The 15,122-nt window shown below is 72.7% G+C and carries 11 protein-coding genes; 5 read left to right on the top strand and 6 right to left on the bottom strand.

Going from position 1 to position 15,122, the window contains the following annotated elements:
• Nucleotides 1-10 precede the first annotated feature (10 nt).
• A complete protein-coding gene (locus tag AC1Z4A_RS29805; protein WP_483682977.1) occupies nucleotides 11-790 on the bottom strand; it encodes a 4'-phosphopantetheinyl transferase family protein in 780 nt (259 codons plus the stop codon).
• A gap of 337 nt (nucleotides 791-1,127) precedes the next feature.
• On the opposite strand from AC1Z4A_RS29805, the gene AC1Z4A_RS29810 reads away from it, so the two are divergent.
• Both AC1Z4A_RS29810 and AC1Z4A_RS29815 read left to right on the top strand, forming a co-directional pair.
• Nucleotides 1,128-2,714 (top strand): GMC oxidoreductase, encoded by a 1,587-nt coding sequence (locus tag AC1Z4A_RS29810; RefSeq protein WP_483683775.1) that lies wholly within the window; start codon nucleotides 1,128-1,130, stop codon nucleotides 2,712-2,714.
• Nucleotides 2,715-2,872: 158 nt separating this feature from the next.
• Complete coding sequence (locus AC1Z4A_RS29815) at nucleotides 2,873-3,637, top strand: thioesterase II family protein (protein ID WP_483682978.1); 765 nt, start codon at nucleotides 2,873-2,875, stop codon at nucleotides 3,635-3,637.
• Nucleotides 3,638-3,742: 105 nt separating this feature from the next.
• Here AC1Z4A_RS29815 and AC1Z4A_RS29820 read toward each other — a convergent pair whose 3' ends face one another.
• Nucleotides 3,743-5,911 carry a PIG-L family deacetylase gene (locus tag AC1Z4A_RS29820; RefSeq protein WP_483682979.1) on the bottom strand — a complete coding sequence of 723 codons (2,169 nt, stop codon included), beginning with the start codon at nucleotides 5,909-5,911 and terminating at the stop codon, nucleotides 3,743-3,745.
• 473 nt (nucleotides 5,912-6,384) lie between these two features.
• Here AC1Z4A_RS29820 and AC1Z4A_RS29825 point away from each other — a divergent pair, with 473 nt between their 5' ends.
• Nucleotides 6,385-7,419, top strand: coding sequence for a PLL family lectin (locus AC1Z4A_RS29825; protein WP_483682980.1), 1,035 nt, complete (start codon nucleotides 6,385-6,387; stop codon nucleotides 7,417-7,419).
• A gap of 171 nt (nucleotides 7,420-7,590) precedes the next feature.
• Here AC1Z4A_RS29825 and AC1Z4A_RS29830 read toward each other — a convergent pair whose 3' ends face one another.
• Nucleotides 7,591-8,664, bottom strand: coding sequence for a polyprenyl synthetase family protein (locus AC1Z4A_RS29830; protein WP_483682981.1), 1,074 nt, complete (start codon nucleotides 8,662-8,664; stop codon nucleotides 7,591-7,593).
• Nucleotides 8,661-9,686, bottom strand: a complete 1,026-nt coding sequence (locus AC1Z4A_RS29835) for a tetratricopeptide repeat protein (RefSeq protein WP_483682982.1) — start codon at nucleotides 9,684-9,686, stop codon at nucleotides 8,661-8,663. Before AC1Z4A_RS29835 ends, AC1Z4A_RS29830 begins: the two co-directional genes overlap by 4 nt.
• 314 nt (nucleotides 9,687-10,000) lie before the next feature.
• Between AC1Z4A_RS29835 and AC1Z4A_RS29840 the strand changes: the two genes are divergently transcribed.
• Both AC1Z4A_RS29840 and AC1Z4A_RS29845 read left to right on the top strand, forming a co-directional pair.
• Nucleotides 10,001-11,620, top strand: a complete 1,620-nt coding sequence (locus tag AC1Z4A_RS29840; protein WP_483682983.1) for a phospholipase D-like domain-containing protein — start codon at nucleotides 10,001-10,003, stop codon at nucleotides 11,618-11,620.
• Between the two features lie 152 nt (nucleotides 11,621-11,772).
• Nucleotides 11,773-12,708, top strand: a complete 936-nt coding sequence (locus AC1Z4A_RS29845; RefSeq protein ID WP_483682984.1) for a D-alanyl-D-alanine carboxypeptidase family protein — start codon at nucleotides 11,773-11,775, stop codon at nucleotides 12,706-12,708.
• A 79-nt stretch (nucleotides 12,709-12,787) separates the two neighbouring features.
• Here AC1Z4A_RS29845 and AC1Z4A_RS29850 read toward each other — a convergent pair whose 3' ends face one another.
• Nucleotides 12,788-13,726, bottom strand: coding sequence for an alpha/beta fold hydrolase (locus AC1Z4A_RS29850; protein ID WP_483682985.1), 939 nt, complete (start codon nucleotides 13,724-13,726; stop codon nucleotides 12,788-12,790).
• A gap of 103 nt (nucleotides 13,727-13,829) precedes the next feature.
• The gene (locus tag AC1Z4A_RS29855) at nucleotides 13,830-15,119 is read right to left on the bottom strand and encodes a wax ester/triacylglycerol synthase domain-containing protein (RefSeq protein ID WP_483682986.1); all 1,290 of its coding nucleotides are present in this window, start codon (nucleotides 15,117-15,119) and stop codon (nucleotides 13,830-13,832) included.
• Nucleotides 15,120-15,122: the final 3 nt, after the last annotated feature.

A 15,122-nucleotide genomic window follows, 5' to 3' on the forward strand; every position in this document is an offset into this window, starting at 1 on the left:
CCGCCGGGCGTCAGGCGGTCAGGCCCTCCGGGGACAGCTTCCTGACGTCGTACCGGCTGGTGATCCGCCCGCGCACGGCGGCCGCCGCATGGCCCACGCCCACGGGCACGTCGACGATCGTCCACCCGGTGGGCCAAGGCGGTGTGCCCGGGCCGCCGTTGCCCAGGTAGTCGAGGTCGGGGGAGCGGCCCAGGCCGGTGCCCAGGCCCTTGAGGTAGGCCTCCTTGCGCACCCACAGCCGGGTGAAGACCGCGGCGCGCCGGACGGCGGGCGCGGCCATGATCTCGCGCTGCTCGGCGGGGTGCAGCGCCTCGGAGACCCCGGCGACGGTGTGCGCGGCCGGGACCTGCTCGGTGTCGACGCCCACCGGCGCCGCCGCCACCCCGATCAGCACCAGGTTGCCCCCGTGCGACATGGAGAAGTGCGGGGCACCGGGCGCGGAGACGGCGGGCCTGCCGTGCGGCTTGTCACAGCACGGGCAGGGCTCGCGGTGGAAGCGCACCTCACCGGGGGCCACACCGAGGTAGGCGCCCAGGACTCTGCGCAGCATGAGGTGCGCGGCCACGTACTTGGCACGGTCGATGGCGTGGACGAAGCCGGCCGCCTGCGCGCGCTCGCGCTCGTCGAGGGGCGACTGGTCGAGTGGCGTGCCCAGCAGCCAGGGGTCGGTGGTGTGCAGCAGCCAGAGGTCGAGTGCTCCTTCGGCCGGCGTGCTCAGGGTCTCCGGCCAGGGCACGTCGAGTGCGGAGGCCGGGCGCAGGGAGGCGGCGGGGTCCAGGTGTAGCTGCACGAGTCGCTCCGGTCTTTCGGTGACGGCCGGGACGGATGGCGGCCGCGACGGATACCCGGCCGGGGCAGCGGTCGAGGGGACGTACCCGGCCGGACGGGCAGAACGCCGCAGCGTACAGGAGTCATATGTCTGTCACATATAGAGCCCGTGCGATGCGGGCAATTTCCGACCCGAATCTATCAACAAGTGCCATTGCGTTCACTCCTCGTGTGGGGACTGGTAACTGACCACCAGAGCACCGCCCCTGCTCCACCGTCATCGACGGTCCACACAGGAAAGGTCGGGTACCCCCGTGGCAGACAACCAGCCTCCGTCACGCCGCAGCCTCGTGCTGGGCATGGCCGCCCTCGGCGCCGGCGCCCTCACCGGAGCCGCCGCGCTCGGCACCGCACCCCGCGCCGAAGCCCGGGCGCGGAACGGTTCGTTCGTACCGGCCGTGGTGGTCGGCACCGGCTACGGTGCCGCCGTCGCCGCGCTGCGCCTCGGGGAGGCCGGAGTCGGGACGCTGATGCTCGAGATGGGCCGGCAGTGGGACGCGCCGGGCGCGGACGGCAACGTCTTCTGCGGCATGCTCAAGCCGGACGAGCGCTCCACGTGGTTCCGCAACCGCACCCGGGCGCCGCTGAGTTCGTTTCTCTGGCTCGACGTGGTCGACAGAGGCATCACCCCGTACGCCGGTGTGCTGGACCGCGTCGAGCTGGGCGAGATGGCGGTGTACGTGGGCCGCGGCGTGGGCGGCGGCTCGCTGGTCAACGGCGGCATGGCCGTGCTGCCGAGACGCTCCTACTTCGAGGAGGTGCTGCCGCAGGTCGACGCCCGGGAGATGTACGCGCGGTACTTCCCGCGCGCCACCGCCGCGTTGCGGGTGAACCACATCGACCGGGGCTGGTTCGAGGCGACGGAGTGGTACAAGTACGCCCGCGTCTCCCGCACCCAGGCGGCCCGGGCGGGGCTGACCACCACGTTCGTGCCCAACGTCTACGACTTCGGCCACATGCGGCGGGAGGAGACCGGCGGGGCACCCCGGTCCGCGCTCGCCACCGAGGTCATCTACGGCAACAACCACGGCAAGATGAGCCTGGACAAGACCTATCTGGCCGCCGCACTCCGCACGGGCAAGGTCGTGATCAAGCCATTGCACCGGGTCAAAGCCATCGGTCGGCAGGGCGACGGAACGTTCCTGCTCACGGTCGAGGAGACCGACGCCCGCGGCCGGGTGCTCGCCGGCAAGGAGATCGCCTGCAGACACCTCTTCCTCGGGGCCGGCAGCCTGGGCACCACGGAGCTGCTGCTGCGGGCCCGCGAGACCGGTGCGCTGCCCGACCTGAGCCCCGAGATCGGCACCGGCTGGGGACCGAACGGCAACGTCATGACCGCCCGGGCCAACCACGTCTGGAACCCCACCGGAGCCCGGCAGTCCGCCATCCCCGCGCTGGGCATCGACGACTGGGACAACCCCGGCAACCCGGTCTTCGCCGAGATCGCGCCGATACCCGCCGGCCTGGAGACCTGGGTCAGCCTCTACCTGGCCATCACCAGGAACCCCGAGCGCGGCACCTTCGTCTACGACCGGGCGGCCGACCGGCTGAGCCTCCACTGGACCCGGGACCAGAACCGGCCCGCGGTCGACGCCGCGAAGAAGCTCTTCGACCGCATCAACAGGGCCAACGCCACGATGTACCGGTACGACCTGTTCGGCGGCAGGCCCAGGAGCTTCACGGACGACTTCTGCTACCACCCGCTCGGCGGCTGTGTGCTGGGCCGGGCCACCGACCTCTACGGGCGGGTGCGCGGCCACAAGAACCTCTACGCCATGGACGGTTCGCTGATCCCCGGTTCCATCGGGGTCAATCCCTTCGTGACCATCACGGCACTGGCCGAGCGGAACGTCGAGCGCGTCATCGCGGAGGACGTCGCGGTCTGAGGCGGCGGGGGAGCAGGGGCCGCCTGAGACAGGGGAGAAGAGGGCGTCATGTGTGGTGGCAGGGAAAGGAGTGCTGCCTGAGGTTGGTGCAGGAGAGGAGGTTGCGAGAATGACGGTCTGTTCTGATGCTCTTTCGGATGTGTGCGAAGGGACCGATCGTGACCGAAAACCACCGCGGATCCGCGGACAGCGAACTCTGGATCCGCAGGTTCCACCCCCGCCCGGACGGCGAGGTGCGGCTGGTGTGCCTGCCGCATGCGGGCGGCTCCGCCAGCTTCTACTTCCCGTTGTCCAAGGACATGCCGTCGTTCGCCGACGTCCTGTGCGTCCAGTACCCGGGCCGCCAGGACCGCCGTGCGGAGCCGCTCATCGACAGCATTCCCGACCTCGCGGACCGGGTGTTCGCCGCCCTGCTGCCCTGGGCCGACCGCCCGCTGGCGCTCTTCGGCCACAGCATGGGTGCCTCGCTCGCCTTCGAGGTCGCCCGGCGGTTCGAGCGGGAGAAGGGCATCGTCCCGGCCGCCCTGTTCGTCTCCGGCCGCCGGGCCCCGTCCACCTACCGCGACGAGCGCGTGCACCAGCTGGACGACAGCGGGCTCATCGCCGAGGTCCGCCGGCTGAGCGGCACCTCCTCCCAGCTCCTGGGCGACGAGGAGGTGATGCGCATGGTCCTGCCGGCCATCCGCTCCGACTACCGGGCCGCCGAGACCTACGCGTACGAGCCGGGGGAGCCGCTGCACTGCCCGGTGGTGTGCCTGGTGGGCGACGACGACCCCAAGGCGACACTGGACGAGGCAGCGGCCTGGGAGGGACACACGGAGGGCTCGTTCGGCCTCCGGGTCTTCCCCGGCGGCCACTTCTACCTGACGGACCATCAGTCCGACGTCGTGAAGGAGATAGCGGACCGGCTCCGGCCGGCGTAGCCCGCGGGTGCACCCGCGCACCCGTGCACCACGAGGAGCGGCCCTCCGCCCGGAAGTCCCGGGCGGAGGGCCGCTCCTCGTGGTGCTCCTCGTGGTGCTACGGCCTCACGAGGTCTGCACGTCGCTCTTGGCCCGGCCGTCGTGGCCGATCCAGTCGCCGAAGGCCGAGGTGCTCGCGTCCTTGCCGCGGGCGCTGCTCAGCCGGCCGTCCGTGCCGAGCACGACCGCGACCGTACGCCCCTGGGCGTCCTGGACGAGCGCGGCGGTGGCCCGGTGCGGGACGCCCGCCTCCTGCCAGGGGCCCGGGCGGCCGGAGCCCGTGGAGAGCCGCACCCGGCCCTTGTCGTCGCGGGCCGCGACGACGGTGGTGTTGTCCGCCTGGAGCAGCGCCACCCGGCCGTAGCCGCCGAACGGCTCGCACTCGGACGTCACGCGCCAGCCGCCGTTGTCCGCCTGCCGGTCGGCGACGGCCACCCGCGAGGTGGAGGGCTGGCGCATGGCCAGGCGCATGCCGCCGCCGGAGAGCGGGGCCAGCGTCAGCGGGCCGGTCGCGGTCGGCAGCTTGGTCGGCTCGGCCATGCGCGGGGCGTCGCCGGGGCCGTCGGACATCCAGTGGTGGACGGTCTTGGTGTCGGCGGCGACGACGTGGATGCGGCCCTGGGCGTCGACCGCGGCGTCCAGGCCGTCCTCGACCCGCAGCTTGTCCGGGGTGCCGGGCAGCACGGCCCAGGCCGGCCAGCCCTTGCCGCCCGCGGAGCTGACGTAGCTCACGCCGCCGTCGAAGTTCTTGACGAAGACGTGGACGGCGCCGTCCTTGCCCTCGACCGCGACGGGGTAGCCGGTCTCCATCGAGCGCTCCGGGTCCGCGTCGGGTGACCCGAGGGACTCCCACTCGCCGAACGACGGGGCGGCGCCGTCCGCGGTCTTCCCGGTCTGCAGGGCCGTGACGACCTCGCGCCGGTGGTCCTGGCCCTTGGCGGGCAGCGCGGTCCGGACGGAGAACAGCTGGAGGGTGCCGTCGGCGCGCCGCAGGCACTGCACCTGGCCCTCCAGCATCGAGCCGCCCACCGGCGCGGGCTCGGACCACACGCTGCTGCCGGCCTTGGTCTCGGTCCAGCAGTGCGCCTGGCCGTCGAGGATCGCGAAGGCCGCGAGCCGGCCGTCGGGCAGCGGCTGCACCCAGCGCTGGGTGCCCGTGGCGCGGTGCCGGCAGTTGTTGGTCCAGCGGTATTCCCGGGCGCGGTCGCCGACCTTGCGGTCGCCGCAGCCGGCCTTGTCGTCGCAGCTCTTGCCGTTGACCCAGCCGTAGGTGTCAAGAATCTTGATCTTGTGCGCAGTGGTGGCGTCGTCGAGGCTGTTGGGCAGCATGTCGACCTCGTAGCCGACGTAGCTGTCCACGGCCACCGGCCGCGCGTGCTTGCTGCCCCAGTACTGGGCCAGGGCGGCCTGCGCGAAGAAGGCGGAGGTGGTGTGGTCCTGGTGGTCGTAGTGGGATATGCCCTGGAGGACGGGCGGGGTGTTCGGGAAGTCCGGCTGCTTCGCCCGGTGCGTCGGGTTCGGGTCGAGGGTGCGCACGACGGTCGGCTTGTAGCGCTCGAGCACGGCGGTGAGCGTGTCGATCACTTCCTGCCGGCTGTACTGGTAGGCGTGCTTGACCGGGCCCCCGGCGGGCACCAGCGTGGTGAGCTTCGGGGTGGCCCCCAGCCACAGGCCGCGCAGGCTGTCCTTCTTCGGGTTCTTGATCGCCCGGGCCTCGACCAGCTCCATGAAGATCAGCTGGACCTGGGGCGCGGCCTTGAGCGTCTGGAGCTCGACCTCGATGCCGGGCAGGAGCTTCAGCGTCTCCACGGTCCAGGGGCTGAGCCAGTCGCCGGTGGCCATCTGGGCGGTCGCCTCGCGCAGGCCGTTCATCCGGGCGCGGACGAACTCGGGGCGCTTCTCCGGCAGTTTGTTGTAGTCCGGCGCGTTCGAGAGGGCGTTGCGGCCGTCGGACTCGCCGCCGGTCATGCAGACCGTCAGGGTCGGGGCGCCGCTCCGGATGGACTGCTCCAGCTCCGGGTTCATGAAGAACAGGGAGTCGTCCTCGTGCGCCATGATGTGCACGATCGCCTCGGAGGTGAGGGCCTTCGCGGGGCGCGCGGGGAAGTCCTTGTCCCGGTGCTTCCCCTGGTCGTCGGGGGCCAGCCACTGCCAGGCGCCCACCGCGCCCGCTCCCACGACCAGGCCGCCACCAGCGACCTGAAGGACACGTCGACGCGGTATTCGCCCTGGCACAGGCTTGCTCCTATCTCCTGCGCCAAGCAAGCGCGGTGGTCATCGGAAAAGGGGCGACAAGGACCCGGACAAGGACCCATCCCCCCAAGGTCAAGAGTCGATCATATGATCGGCAACCTGCCGTTTTCCTGCTGTTGTGTAACAGCCATGCGACGGGCGGGCATAGATTCTGATGCGGTCGCCCTGTGTGAGCGGAGGGGTGGTTGATCGTCACCGTGGGTCATGTGTCGTGGCGCACAGTTCCGTTGATCGCGACGGGAGTTGTGATGTGCGTCACGCGATGCGTCGTGTGACGCGGACCACATGACGGTCTTGTCCTCTGCCTCGTCTTCCGCGGCCCCCGGGGCCCGTCCCGCGCCCCCGCCGATCGCCGATATCGCGCCAGCTCATACCGTTCTCTGTCCTTCTGCGCCCGCGTGGCTAGGTTGGGAGCCGGCGCGACAACTCGGCACTTCGACGATCGAGGAGTTTGCATGCCTGTCTCCACCGCACCCGGATCCAAGTGGGGCAACTGGACCAACCTGGAGGGCACCGTCCACGCGGAGCCCGCGGCGGCGCTCAACTCCGACAACCGCGTCCAGGTCTTCGCGCGCGGCGACGACGACTCGCTCCGGACGGTCTGGGAAACGCGCGACCGCGGCTGGTCCTCCTGGCTCCGGCTCGACGGCGCCCGGATCGCGGGCGCGCCCGATGCCGTCCGCGGCAGGGACGGAAGGATCCGCGTCTTCTACCGCACGCCCGGCAACCACCTCGAAGTCGTCGCGCAGACCGCGGTGAACACGGCCTTCGGCCCGCCGCAGCGCATCGTCACCAACGTCGGCGGCGACCCGGCGGCGGCCTTCGACGCCGACGGACGGATCCAGGTCTTCTTCCGGGGCACGGACGGCGCCCTGTGGTACACCCGCAACCAGAGCCTCAACTACGCGACGTACAGCGGCCCCACGTCGCTCGGCGGCACGACGACCGCGACCCCCGCGGCGGTGCTGGACGGCTCCGGGCGGATCGTGGTGGCCGTCAGGGGAGAGGGCGACACGCTCCACACCGTCCAGCAGAAGGCCGCGAACTCCGCCGACGCCTGGGAGGCGTTCCAGCAGCGGGCCACCGGCGTCACCAGCCGCCCGTCGGCGGTCCTCGACGCGGCGTCCCGCGTGCAGGTCTTCTACCGGGGATCGGACGGCGCGGCCTGGCGGATCGGGCAGGGCGACGACTGCGACGGCTGGCAGAACCCGGCCTCCCTCAAGGGCGGGATCGTCGACCGCCCCACGGCGTGCCTCGGTCAGGACGGCCGGGTCAACGTCCTCGTCAAGGGCACGGACGACAAGCTGTGGGTCACGGTGCAGTCGGCGGCGAACGGTGCGGCGTACGAGGAGTTCCGCACGCTGGACGGCGTGATCGGGGAGGTGCACGCGAGCCCGGTGATCATGAACCGGGTGGGGCTGCTGTACGTCTTCACACAGGGCTCCGGGGGTGCGCGGCACCTCTGGCTGCAGCGGCAGAACTGGGCGTAGGGGGTTTCTTCCCCCACCCCGCCCCTTCCCGCTGTATCCGATATGCGGCTCCGCCGCAGGGCGGGGGCTCCGCCCCCGGACCCCCGCTCCTCAAACGCCGGAGGGGCTGAATTCGGGTCTGGGGCGCAGCCCCAGTTCGGGAAGGGGCGGGGTGGGGAAAGAAACCCTCGGTCAAACCTGCCGCACCGTCATATACTCCGCCACCGCCACCAGTTCCTCCCGAGCCGCCCCCTCCAGCGGCACCCCGACCAGGCACTGCCGCGCCGCCTCCACCCCCCGCCGCGCCTCCGCCAGCGCAGCCGCACGCCCACCCGCTTCCTCGACAAGCACGGCCGCCCGGTCCGCCGCGTCCGCATCCAGCGGCACCGGCGCATCGAGCAGTTCGGCGAGACGGCGCGCGGCCGGAGTGCCCGCGGCCAGGGCCGCCAGCACGGGGAGGGTCTTCTTCCCGCGGCGCAGATCGCCATGGGCCGGCTTGCCCGTGACCTCCGGGTCGCCCCAGATGCCCAGCACGTCGTCCACGGCCTGGAAGGCCGCCCCCAGGTGCCGGCCCGCCTCCGCGAGCGCGGCCACCGCCCGCGGCGGCGCACCCGCGAGGACCGGGCCGAGCGTCAGGGCGCAGCCGATGAGGGAGCCCGTCTTGCCGGCCGCCATCGCCGCGTACTCGGCGAGGTCCACCGCCTCCGGGCCCGTCCACGGCCGCGACTCGAAGAGCAGGTCGTCGGCCTGACCCGCCACCAGGTCCCGCAGTGCACGGGACAGATGGGCCACGGCGGCAGCGGAGTGCTCACCGTCGGCCAGGGCCAGGTTCTCGACCGCGAGCGCGAACAGGGCGTCCCCGGCGAGGACCGCGGGCCCGGTGCCGAATGCCTTCCAGACGCTGTCCCGGTGCCGGCGCCGCTCGTCGCCGTCCATCACGTCGTCGTGCACCAGCGAGAACGCGTGCACCAGCTCGACGGCGACGGCCCCGGCGACGGCCGCACCGCCCGGGGCGCCCACCGCCTCCGCGCCGAGGACGGCCAGGGCCTGCCGGATCCCCTTCCCGCCCCCGGCCGCCGCCGGAGCGCCGTCGGCATCGCACCAGCCGAACGCGAAGGAGGCCATCCGCCGCGGCCAGGGGTGCAGCTGCCGCACGGCCGCCCGCAGGGCGGGGTCGACCAGTTCGCGGGAGCGCGCCAGGGCCGGCGGCGGGGACGTCCGGGGCCGTGTCTGCGTCGTCGTCTGCTCCGTCGCCTGCGTCGTCACGCGCCGACCCCCAGCTCCGCACGGGCCTTGTCGACCATGTCCCGGGCGTGCAGCAGCCCGAGCCGGTCGAGCGTGCAGTACAGCTCGTCGAGATCGGCCGCGGTCTCCGCCGCGGCACGGCCCAGCCGTGCCCGGGCCTTGAGCAGGCCGAGCCGGGCGAGGGCCGCGCCGCGCGGCTCGCCCATCTCCAGGAACTCCTCCAGCGCGCCCCCGTAGGCGGCCTGCGCCTCCTCGTACCGTCCTGCGCGGAAGAGCACGTTCCCGCGCATCTTGTGGTTGTAGGCCAGCGCGCTCGCCAGGTTCATCTCCCGGCAGGTGGACTCGGCCTCGGACAGCAGCTCCAGTGCCCGGCCCGTCTCGCCCCGCAGGGAGAGCACGTCGGCTATGCCGCGCAGCGCCCACGCCCGGCCCCGGGCGTCGTCGGCCTTCCCGGCTATCGCGGCGGCCTCCTCGAACATCGCGAGGGCGGTGTCGTACGAGCCCGTGTTGCGGTGCATCTGCGCGATGCCCTCCAGCGCCCACACCGTATGCCGCGCCTCGCCCCGCCGTCTGGCCTCGGCCAGCAGCTTCTCGTGCAGCTCGGCCACGGCCGCGTAGTCGCCCTGGATCCGGCCGGTCTCGGCCAGTCCGGCCAGGGAGTAGCCGCGCGCCACGACGTCCCCGCCGTGCTCGGCCAGTTCGGCGGCGAGGGCGAGCAGGCGCCGGGCGAGGGCGAGGGCGCCGCGCTGCCGGGCGAGCGTTCCCCCGCTCCACACGGCCCAGGCCATCGCCCCCCGGTCCCCGGCCCGCCGCGCCGCCCGGTAGCTGTCCCGCCAGGCCCGCTCGGCGTCGGCGACCCGGCCCAGGCGCCGGCTCGCCTCGGCGACGGCCAGGCCCGCGTGGGCCGACTCCAGCCAGTCCGCGGCGAGTTCGGCCCGCCGCCACTGCTCGACCGCCTTCTCCAGCACCTCCTCGAGGGAGGAGTTCACCGACAGCTCCCCGAGCGCGCCACGGTACTCGGGGGCGAATGCCTTGCCGTACATGTCTGCCTCTCGTCGTCACGGTCCGACGGGCGGGTCCCGGGACGAGTCCCGGCGCGCACCGTCGACGATCAAGAAGCTATGGCCAATGACTGGTGGGTGTAATCCACCGCCGAGCCCGTCCGCCGTACCTCTGGAGACGGGCGCCGCAGCGCCGGGTCATACGTGAGACGTACGGGACGGCTGCTCAGAGCGGGGGAGGTGCTGCCCCGTGGTGGCGCGATTCCGCCGTATCGCCCACGAAGCAGGGGAATTCGACGCTCCGTCAGCTGGTAGCTTCTGCCCGTCGATCTTCCGTTCACCCCGAAGGATGCACATTGGTCCGCTCCCGACTCCGCCGCCCGGCCCGCCTGACCGGCGGCACGGCGGTCGCCGCCCTCGTCCTCGCCGCGCTCCCGGCCGCCCCCGCCTTCGCGAGCCCCTCGGACACCCCGCACCTCGACGCCGTCGAGCAGGCGCTGCGCCAGGTCTCCCCGGGGCTCGAAGGGGATGTGTGGCAGCGCACCAGCGGCAACAAGCTGGACGCCTCCGCCACGGACCCGTCGGACTGGCTGATGCAGACCCCCGGCTGCTGGGGCGACGACAAGTGCGCCGACCGCCCCGGCACCAAGCGGCTGCTGGCCAAGATGACGGAGAACATCGCCGCGGCGGAGCGCACGGTCGACATATCCACGCTCGCGCCGTTCCCCAACGGCGCGTTCCAGGACGCGATAGCCGCCGGCCTCAAGGCCTCCGTCGAGTCCGGGCACAAACTGCGCGTGCGCGTCCTGGTCGGGGCCGCCCCCGTCTACCACATGAACGTCCTGCCGTCGAAATACAAGGACGACCTGAGGGCCAGGCTCGGCAAGGCCGCCGACAACATCACGCTCAACGTCGCGTCGATGACCACCTCGAAGACCGCCTTCTCCTGGAACCACGCCAAGCTCCTCGTGGTCGACGGCCGCTCCGCGATCACCGGCGGCATCAACGACTGGAAGGACGACTACATCGAGACGTCCCACCCGGTGACGGACGCCGGCCTCGCCCTGACCGGCCCCGCCGCGCACTCCGCCGGGCGCTACCTGGACCGGCTCTGGACGTGGACGTGCCGGAACAAGGGCAACATCGCGAACGTCTGGTTCACCTCGTCGGGCGGCGGCTGCATGCCGACGATGGAGAAGGACGCCAACCCCGCGCCCGCCGGTCCGGCCGGCGACGTCCCGGTGATCGCCGTCGGCGGGCTGGGCGTCGGCATCGAGGACAGCGATCCCACCTCCCCGTACCGCCCGCAGCTGCCCACCACCCCCGACACCAAGTGCGTGATCGGTGTGCCGGACCGGACCAACGGCGACCGCGACTACGACACGGTCAACCCCGAGGAGAGCGCCCTGCGGGCGCTGGTGGGGAGCGCCACCCGGCACATCGAGATCTCCCAGCAGGACCTCAACGCCACCTGCCCGCCGATCGCCCGCTACGACATCCGGCTGTACGACGCGCTGGCCGCCAAGCTCGCCGCGGGCGTGAAGGTCCGCATCGTCGTCAGCGACCCCGCCAACCGCGGCACGGTCGGCAGCGGCGGCTACTCGCAGATCAAGTCCCTGGCCGAGATCAGCGACACGCTGCGCAACCGCCTGGCCCTGGTCACCGGGGGCGACCGGGACAAGGCCCGCGCCGCGCTGTGCTCCAACCTCCAGCTCGGGACCTTCCGCAGCTCGCCCGGCGCACGGTGGGCCGACGGCAAGCCGTACGCGCTGCACCACAAGCTGGTGTCCGTCGACGACTCCGCCTTCTACGTGGGCTCGAAGAACCTCTATCCCTCGTGGCTGCAGGACTTCGGCTACATCGTGGAGAGCCCGCAGGCGGCCCAGCAGCTGAAGACGCAGGTGCTCGACCCCGAGTGGCAGTACTCGCAGGCCACCGCCACGGTCGACCACACACGGGGTGTCTGCTCGGCCTGACGCAGGTAACCCAGGCGCTGCATAAACAAGTTCGAATATCGGGGAATTATCCGACTGTCTTCACTGATGAGTGAACGGAATTTCATCCTGCCCCGTGCGAGGTGCAACCATGCGCTCGCCTCACCCGACCGGCAAGAAATTCTGGAGACTTCATGGAGAATTCCCCGGGCAGCGCCGAGCAGCGGTTCCGCCGCTGGGGAGCGGCGCTGACCGCGACGGCCGCGGCCGTCGCGGCAGCCCTCCCGACCACCACCGCCGAAGCGGCGGACGGCCCGAAGGGAATCGGCGCCAAGGGCGCCTACCTGCTCGACGGCGGCGCCGACCGCCAGCTGTGGGCCAAGGAGGCGGACACCAGGCGGCCGATGGCGAGCACCACCAAGGTCATGACCGCCGTGGTGGTCCTCGACGGCCACTCGGCCGAGCTGAACCGCCGGGTGGCCGTCAAGCAGTCCTACCGCGACTGGGTGGCCCGCAAGCAGGCGAGCACGGCCGACCTGCGCACCGGGGACGAACTGACCGTGCGGCAGCTGCTCTACGGGCTGATGCTGCCCTCCGGCTGCGACGCCGCGTACGCCCTCGCCGACACCTTCGGCGAGGGCGACACGGAAGAGGAACGCACCGAGTCGTTCGTCGCCAAGATGAATGAGAAGGCCCGCGAACTGGGCCTGCGCAATACGCACTACGACTCGTTCGACGGGAATTCCGCCCACGGGGACAACTACACCACCCCGCGCGACCTGGCCAAGCTCGCCAGGCACGCCCTCCGCAGCAATGTGCTGCAGGGCATCGTGAAGTCGACGAGCACCGAGCAGAAGGCGGCGAACGTCAACCGGCTCTACACCTGGTACAACACCAACAAGCTCCTCGGCTCCTACCGGGGCGTGGTCGGCATCAAGACCGGATCGACGCAATCCGCGGGCCCGTGCCTTGTGTTCGCCGCCCTGCGCGAGGGCCGCACGGTCGTGGGCGTCATCCTCAACGACGCCACCGGCCGCTACCCGGACGCGGCGAAGATGCTGGACTACGCCTACCACGTCAAGACCCCGCTGAAGCTGCGCAAGCTGCCCTACGGAGCCCACGAGGACTGACCCGGAGGACCGGCCTGCCGGTGTTCCCCCGGGGCCGGGGGAACACCGTACGGGCGGGCAAGCGCGGTTCGGCTGCCGCTCAGCCGTCCTCGGAGGGGCGCGGCGACGGCAGCGCGCCGGGCACCCGGTGCCGGATGCGCTCGACCGGGGAGCAGTAGTCCAGGCCGGCCAGGGAGTCCCCGGCGAAGAAACGGACCAGCAGGTCGACCACCTCGGCCGGGCACTCCAGGTGCAGCAGGTGGTCGGCGTTCTTGAACGCGGTGAACCGGGCGTCCGCGCACTGCGCGGCGGCCGCCCGGCTCAGCGCCGGGGTGCTCAGCGGGTCGTGCTCGCCCGTCGCGACCAGCACCGGCACCCGCACCGCCGGGCCCGCGGGCAGCTTCGCGTTCGCCAGCAGGCGCAGCGAGTTATCGCGGTACTTGACGAGGTCGTCCGCGGTCATCTCGTGCAGGGCGCGGGTGAGGCACCTGGAGACGGTGGCCCGCCGGGAGACCGTGACCCGCGGCGAGGTGCACATCATGCCCTCCAGCACGCACTGCACGAACTCCTCGTGCCGGTCCTGCTCCACGAGGTCGAGTGTGCGCCGCACCCGGGCCCGCGCGGCGGGCGTCAGATGGGACATCGTGCCGAACAGCGCGACCCGCGCGGCCCGTTCGGGATGGTCGCGGGCCCACTGGTAGGCGACCGCGCTGCCGTAGGAGGCTCCGAAGACGTTCACCGGGTACGGCGCGACCTTGGACAGCAGCTGGTCCAGCGCCTCGGTGAGGAAGTCGAAGCCGAAGCGGGCGGGCAGCCGGTCCGCGCCGCCCCAGCCGGGCAGGTCCACCGTGATGACGCTCGCCGCCTCCAGGCAGCCCTGCTCCAGGCGGCCCCAGGCGTTCTGGTACTGGAACGCCCCGCCGACGAAGACGATGGGCGCCAGCCGGGCGTTCGGCCGGTGGACGACACGGCCGCTGTACGCGTACCCGTCGAGGGTGAGCGGGATGACCTCTTCCAAGAGTGCGGTGCGCGTCGGCACGTCCGGTCTCCGTTCGTGGGGGGCTTCATCAGGGGAACGAGAGCAGTGGCGTGACGTTACTGCCCTCGTGGCCCTCGACCGCCGGGACGGCGCGGCCCCGGTTTCACGGCCGCAGGGCACGGATCTCCTCGCCGACGAGCGCGGACAGCCGGGCCGCAAGGGGGCGGTGGGCGTGGTCGGTGGCGACGCTCACCACGGCTCCGGTCTCGTGGAGGAACATCGTCAGGGCCAGCGGGTGGCCGGGGCTGAGGCAGGGCAGCCCGGCGATCGCGGTCATCCGCGCCGGGCCCAGGGCGAGCGGGCCCGCATGGGTGGCCACGCTGCTGCACAGCAGGGAGGAGTAGAGCGGGGAGTCCGCGTAGCGGCCGAGCACGTCGCTCAGCGGACCGTGGCGCCGCGGCCGCGAGGCCACCAGCAGGGCCTGGGCCTGCGCCCGCTGCTTGAGCGCCGCCCGCCGGGTGAAGCGGTCCACGGCGGCCAGCCTCCGCAGCGGCGTGCCGCCGTGCACGGGCAGCGGCACCCGGACCGTCGCGTAGTGGTTGCCCAGCACCGTCTCCGCCCCGTCCGCGCGGACGTCCACGGGCACCATCGCGCACACGCCGGGCAGCGGCACCCGCCCCGTGACGCCCGCCGACCGCAGCGCCCCGGCCACCGCGGCGAGAAACACCGCGTTGGCGGAGGCCCGGCCCGACGGCAGCGCGTCGCGCGCCGCGCTCAGCTCGGCCGCGGGGACCCGGCACCACGACAGGGCCCGCCGGGAGTCCACCGGCCCGTGGAACGGCAGCGGCCGGGCCCGGGGCAGCAGGTCCGTCAGGGCCCGGGCCAGCGGGAGCCGGGGCGGGGCGGACCGCTGGGCCGGGATCGTACGCTGCCGCTCCACGGGCCCCGCCGCGTCGCAGAGCGTGTGCAGCAGCGCGACGAGCGACGCCCCGTCGAGCAGGGCGTGATGGGCGCGCAGCACCAGGGCGAAGCCCCCGGCACACGGCAGCAGCCGCAGCTGCCAGGGCGGCCGGCCCGGCCCGAAGGCCTGGCCGAGCAGCTGCGCGAGCACGCCTTCCAGCCCGCCCTCCGCCGGGCCCGGCGGCTCCGGTTCCGTGACGACGTGCTCCCCCGGATCGCAGGCCGTGCCCGCCGCCCACTCCGGCCACGCGTCCCGGCCCGCCGACGGCGCACTAGGCACCAGGCGCAGCCGCTCGTACGTCCCCCAGCGCTCACGGACCCGCTCGCGCAGGGCGCCCGGCGACGGCGGCGCGCCCTCGAACCAGGCGACCGCCCCTGCCGTCATGCAGATCGCCCCGCTGCTCTGGTGCCGGTACAGCCAGGCGTCGAGGGGCGGCATGGCGGCGCCGGCCGCCTGCCCGCCGCTCTGGGGCAGCACGGGATGCGGTGTCACGGG

Source organism: Streptomyces sp. 17_S59 (genome assembly GCF_056930295.1).